Source organism: Streptomyces sp. UH6 (assembly GCF_013421635.1).
In the GTDB taxonomy this organism is placed as follows: Bacteria; Actinomycetota; Actinomycetes; order Streptomycetales; family Streptomycetaceae; genus Streptomyces; species Streptomyces abyssomicinicus.
Window position 1 is genome coordinate 1 of sequence record NZ_JACADT010000365.1, and the last position, 5,220, is coordinate 5,220.

Here is a 5,220-nt window from a genome sequence, read left to right on the forward strand (position 1 = left end):
CTTCGAGGCCGTGCTCGGCCTGCCCCTCGCCGCCCAGCACCGGCAGCGGGTGCGGCGTGGCGCCGGGCGGGTCTTCGAGGTGCTGGACGCGCCGGACCCCGTGCGCGAGCCGGAGTCCCCTCGCCCGGTGCCCGCCTCGCCCTTTCCCCTGGAGGTCCGTGGGCTGGTGGCCCGCCATCCCGGTGCGGCGAAGGCCGCGCTGCGCGGTGTGGACCTCAGGCTGGAGCAGGGCCGACGGGTGGCCGTGGTGGGGCCGTCCGGTGCGGGCAAGACCACCCTGGCGCAGGTACTGCTGCGGTTCCTCGAACCGGAGGCCGGGGTCTGCGCCCTGGGCGGGGTCGACATCCGTGCGGTGGACGGTGACCAGGTGCGCCGGGTGGTGGGGCTCTGCGCCCAGGACGCCCACCTCTTCGACAGCAGCATCCGGGAGAACCTGTTGATCGCCCGCAGGGACGCCACCGAGGCGGAGCTGCGCACGGTCCTGCGGCGGGTGCGGCTGCTGGAGTGGGCCGACGCCCTCCCCGACGGCCTGGACACCTTGATCGGGGAGCACGGCGCCCGGCTGTCCGGCGGTCAGCACCGACGGCTGACCCTGGCCCGCGCCCTGCTGGCGGACTTCCCCGTGCTGGTGCTGGACGAGCCCACCGAGCACCTGGACCTGCCGACCGCCGACGCGCTCACCGCGGACCTGCTCGCCGCCACCGAGGGGCACACGACCGTGCTGATCACCCACCGCACGGCAGGACTGGAGGCGGTGGACGAGGTGATGGTGCTGGACGGCGGCCGGGTGGTGCAGCGCGGCGGGTACGCGGAACTGGTGGGGGTCGACGGCCCGTTCCGCGCGATGGTGGCCCGCGAGGAGGCGGCGGAGCACCTCGCCGGCCGTCCCGCCGTGGCGGGGGTCGCGTGACGGGGGTCGCGTGACGGGGGTCGTGCGACATGGGTCGTGCGACATGGGTCGTGTGACGGGGGTGCCGGCGGGTGGGCAGACTGCGCTCGACCACGTCGCCCGGCCCATGCACGACCCATGCCTGCCTCGTGCCCTGCTGCCCTCGTGCCCTGCTGCCCTGGGTGCGCCTGGTGCGGTGACCGGCACGCCCGGGCGGGTCCGGGGGGCGTGACAGGGGAGGTGGCCGCGCGTCGAGGCCGGGCGGCCCGGCCGGTCCACCCTCAGGGGCGGCGGTGCCAGGGGATGGCACCGACCCGCGCTCACCCGGCTGCCGCAGGGGTTCCCCCGGCCGTACGCCCTCGACGGGCCGTGCGCCGGTGACGGCATGACGATCACTGACATGCCCTCACCTCGGCGCTCCCTGCCTCTCTTTCCCGTCCTGCTGTGCACCCTGGTCGCGCTGGCCGTGCGGCCCGCGGCCGCCGAGGGGGAACAGGCGCTCGCCGCGCCACCCGACGACGGCGGCCTCAGTACCCGGGTGGCGCGCCTCTACCAGGAGGCTGCCCGGGCCACCTCGCGGTACGAGGCCGGTACCCGCCGGCTGGAGAAGGAGCGGGTACGGGCCGGTGCACTGGACCGTCTGCTGGCCGTGAACCGGCGCGAGGCCGAGGTGCTGCGGGCCGACCTCGGCAGGTATGCCAGGGCCCAGTACCGGGCGGGCGGAGGGCTGCCGGTCTCGGCCCAGTTGCTGCTGGCGGACGACCCGGAGGCGCTGATGCACAGTCACCGCGCCGTGTGGCGGGCGGACCTGGCCGTGAACAACGTCATCGAGAGGAGCCGCCGGGTCGAGCGGCGGCTCTCCACGGAGCGGAGGGAGGCCGCGGAGCGGCGGCAGCGGCTGGAGGCACGGTCCGCCGAGCTGGCCGGGATGCGCCGGGAGATCCAGAGCACGCTGGAGGAGGCCCAGGGGATGCTGCAGAACCGGGCGGACGCCTCGGTCGCGGCCGGGTCCTGCCGGGGCGCGGTGCGGCTGGAACAGCCCGGTCGGCCGGTCGCGGGTCCGTGGGTGGCGCCGGTGGAGAGCTACACGCTGTCGGCCGGGTTCGGGCAGGGCGGCGCCCGGTGGGCGAGCCGGCACACCGGGCAGGACTTCGCGGTGCCGATCGGCACCCCGGTGCGGGCGGTGGGTGAGGGCCGGGTGGTGAAGGTGTCCTGCGGAGGCCCGTTCGGCATCGAGGTGGTGCTCGCGCACCCCGGCGGCCACTTCACCCAGTACGCCCACCTGGCCGCGGCCGCTGTGGACCAGGGGCAGCGGGTGGCGGCCGGGCACTGGATCGCGCAGTCGGGGACCAGCGGCAACTCCACGGGCCCGCACCTGCACTTCGAGGTGCGGGTGGGTCCCGGGACGGGCTCGGCGCTCGACCCCGTTCCCTGGCTCTCGGCACGCGGTGTCCCGCTGGGCTGACCCCTCGGCCGCAGCCGCGCCGCGGAGCTACGGCAACTCGGTCAGGATCTTCTCGATGACGACCGCCACCCCGTCCTCGTTGTTGGCCGCCGTCCGGCGGCCCGCCGCGCGCAGGGCGTCCGGGTGGGCGTTGCCCATGGCGTAGGCCTGGCCGGCCCAGGTGAGCATCTCGATGTCGTTCGGCATGTCCCCGAAGGCCACGACCTCCTCGGGCGAGATGCCGCGCACGGCGCAGCACATGGCCAGGGTGCTGGCCTTGGAGACGCCGGGTCCGCTGATCTCCACCAGGGCGGTGGGGCTGGACCGGGTGACCGTGACCCGGTCGCCGACCACGGTGCGGGCGAGGGACAGGAAGGCGTCCGGCTCCAGCGCGGGGTGGAAGGCGAGCAGCTTGAGCACCGGCAACCGGGAGGCGGCCCCACCGGGGGCCAGCAGCTCGTCGGCGTCCCCGTAGGAGTCGGGCCGCTCCACGTGGATGCTCGGGTAGGCGTGCTCCTGGTGGAAGGCGTAGGTCTGCTCGATGGCGAAGACGGTGCCGGGGGCGCCCTGGCGCAGCAGCCGCACGGTCTCCCTGGCGTTGGCGTGACCGACCTCGCGGACCATGGTGAAGCGGTGGTGGCCCGGGCCCTCGTGGAGGTCGACCACGGCGGCGCCGTTGCCGCAGATGGCCAGGCCGTGCCCGTGCAGGTGGTCGCTGACGACCTCCATCCAGCGGGCCGGCCGGCCGGTGACGAAGAAGACCTCGATCCCGGCGGCCTCGGCGGCGGCCAGCGCGGCGACGGTGCGGGGGGAGACGGACTTGTCGTCCCGCAGCAGAGTGCCGTCCAGGTCGGTGGCGATCAGCCGGGGCGGAACTGCAGCGTGGGCCCGGGTCGCGGGCGCTTCGAGAGCTGAGGTCACCCCGCCATTCTCGCGCATATGCCAGCACGTGCGTGCGGATGCCCGCACATCTGAGTGAGAATCGACCACTGAATGCTCGATTCCCCCGGATATGCCGGGTTGGCCGGGGGCGTCTGCGGTCAACCCCCGGCCAGGCGTCAGCTCAATTGCGCCGGTGCCTCGGTGGCGATGCGCTCGAACACCTTCTCGTCCACGTCGAAGTCCGAGTCGGGGATCGGCATGTGGATCACCAGCTCGGTGAAGCCCAGCTCCGCGTGCCGGCCGGCGAAATCCACGAAGGCGTCGACGGACTCCAGCGGGGCGTTGCGGTCGGGGGTAAAGCCCGTGAGCAGAACCTTGCCGAGTTCCTTCGCGTCCCTGCCGATCGCCGCGCAGGCGTCCGCCAGCCGCTCGGTCTGGCGGCGGATGGCGGCCACGGACTCCTCCGGGGTGCCGGTTTCGAAGATCGTCGGGTCGCCGGTGGTCACCCAGGACTGCCCGTGGCGGGCGACCAGCTGCATCCCCCGGGGGCCGGTGGCCGCCACCGCGAAGGGCAGCCGGGGCCGCTGGACGCAGCCCGGGAGGTTGCGGGCCTCGTGTGCCGAGTAATGGTCGCCGGTGAAGGAAACCGAGCCCTGGGTGAGCAGCCGGTCCAGCAGCGGTACGAACTCGGCGAACCGGTCGGCCCGCTCACGTGGCGTCCAGGGCTCCTGACCCAGGGCGGTGGCGTCGAAGCCGGTGCCTCCGGCGCCGATGCCCAGCGTGATGCGGCCTTCGGAGATGTCGTCCAGGGAGATCAGTTCCTTGGCGAGCGTCACCGGGTGGCGGAAGTTCGGGGAGGTGACCAGGGTGCCCAGCCGGAGGCGGGAGGTCACGGCGGCGGCAGCGGTCAGGGTGGGCACGGCGCCGAACCACGGGCCGTCCCGGAAGCTGCGCCAGGACAGGTGGTCATAGGTGTAGGCGGTGTGGAAGCCGAGTCCCTCGGCCCGCTCCCAGGCGGCTCGCCCGCCCTCGTGCCAGCGACGGTAGGGCAGGATCACGGTGCTCAGACGCAAGCTCATGCAGCGAGCCTAAGGCCGGGACGTTTCACGTGAAACATGCCACCTCCGCTCAACCCCGCTCCTCCGCTCAACCCGTCCCCTCCGCTCAACCCCGCCCCTTGGCTCGTCTCACCCCTCGCCTGCTCGGCCTTCCTGGAGCCGCAGGTACTCCGGCGGTACCGCACGGGTCAGCCAGACGCCGTTGGCGCTGCGGTGGAAGACATGACCGTCCCGGTGCATCGCGCCGGAGTCGACGGTCAGGATCACGGGCCGGCCCCGGCGGGCGCCCACGCGGGTGGCCGTCTCACGGTCCGCCGAGAGGTGGACGTCGTGGCGGGCCATGGGTCGCAGCCCTTCGGCTCGGATCGGATCGAGGTTCCGGGCCACCGTGCCGTGGTACAGGAACGGCGGCGGTGCGACCGGTTCCAGGCCGAGGTCCACCTCCACGGTGTGCCCCTGGCTGGCGCGGATGCGAGGGCCGTCGACGGCGAAACGGCGCTTGTCGTTGGCGGAGACCGCGTGGTCGAGCTCGTCCCGGCCGATCGGGAACCCGTGGGCGGCGGCGGCCTCCAGCAGGGTCTCGATGTCCACCCAGCCGCCCGGATCGAGGGTGATGCCGATCCGGTCGGGCTGATGCCGCAGATGGCGGGAGAGGTACTTCGAGACCTTGACCATGCGCCGGTCGTCGATGCCGGCGCCTTCCGGAGTGGTGTTCATGTGGGCCAAGTCTCACGCATTCGGGGTTTGATCCACAGCGAATTACGGTTCTCCACAGGAAAACCCGACCAGCCTGTGGACAACTTCGCCGCTATGCGGACGGCGAGCGGTCCCGACGCACCCGCCTGACCACCGCCGCGAGCACCCGCGCCCCAGGAGGCTCGGGCGCCACCTCGACCTCCGGCCGCCCCTGGAGCACCGCGTCCAGCACCGCCGCGGCGAGCCGCTCC

At 73.7% G+C, this 5,220-nt stretch carries 5 protein-coding genes; 2 read left to right on the forward strand and 3 right to left on the reverse strand.

The window, feature by feature from the left end:
• A partial coding sequence (locus HW445_RS17700) for an amino acid ABC transporter ATP-binding/permease protein (protein WP_180221978.1) occupies window positions 1–910 on the forward strand: 910 nt, incomplete at its 5' end.
• A 379-nt stretch (window positions 911–1,289) separates the two neighbouring features.
• Complete coding sequence (locus tag HW445_RS17705) at window positions 1,290–2,354, forward strand: M23 family metallopeptidase (RefSeq protein WP_180221982.1); 1,065 nt, start codon at window positions 1,290–1,292, stop codon at window positions 2,352–2,354.
• A gap of 27 nt (window positions 2,355–2,381) precedes the next feature.
• Here the strand turns inward: HW445_RS17705 and HW445_RS17710 are convergent, their stop codons facing one another.
• From HW445_RS17710 to HW445_RS17720, 3 genes are all read right to left on the reverse strand, one after another.
• Complete coding sequence (locus tag HW445_RS17710; protein WP_180221979.1) at window positions 2,382–3,272, reverse strand: Cof-type HAD-IIB family hydrolase; 891 nt, start codon at window positions 3,270–3,272, stop codon at window positions 2,382–2,384.
• 119 nt (window positions 3,273–3,391) lie between these two features.
• Window positions 3,392–4,294 carry an LLM class flavin-dependent oxidoreductase gene (locus tag HW445_RS17715; RefSeq protein WP_180221980.1) on the reverse strand — a complete coding sequence of 301 codons (903 nt, stop codon included), beginning with the start codon at window positions 4,292–4,294 and terminating at the stop codon, window positions 3,392–3,394.
• A 108-nt stretch (window positions 4,295–4,402) separates the two neighbouring features.
• Window positions 4,403–4,990, reverse strand: a complete 588-nt coding sequence (locus tag HW445_RS17720; protein ID WP_180221981.1) for an RNA 2'-phosphotransferase — start codon at window positions 4,988–4,990, stop codon at window positions 4,403–4,405.
• Window positions 4,991–5,220 lie beyond the last annotated feature (230 nt).

Coding starts and splice junctions, on each gene's coding strand:
- HW445_RS17710 (WP_180221979.1), bottom strand. CDS start 3,272: ATGCGCGAGAATGGCGGGGTGACCTCAGCTCTCGAAGCGCCCGCGACC.
- HW445_RS17715 (WP_180221980.1), bottom strand. CDS start 4,294: ATGAGCTTGCGTCTGAGCACCGTGATCCTGCCCTACCGTCGCTGGCAC.
- HW445_RS17720 (WP_180221981.1), bottom strand. CDS start 4,990: ATGAACACCACTCCGGAAGGCGCCGGCATCGACGACCGGCGCATGGTC.
- HW445_RS17705 (WP_180221982.1), top strand. CDS start 1,290: ATGCCCTCACCTCGGCGCTCCCTGCCTCTCTTTCCCGTCCTGCTGTGC.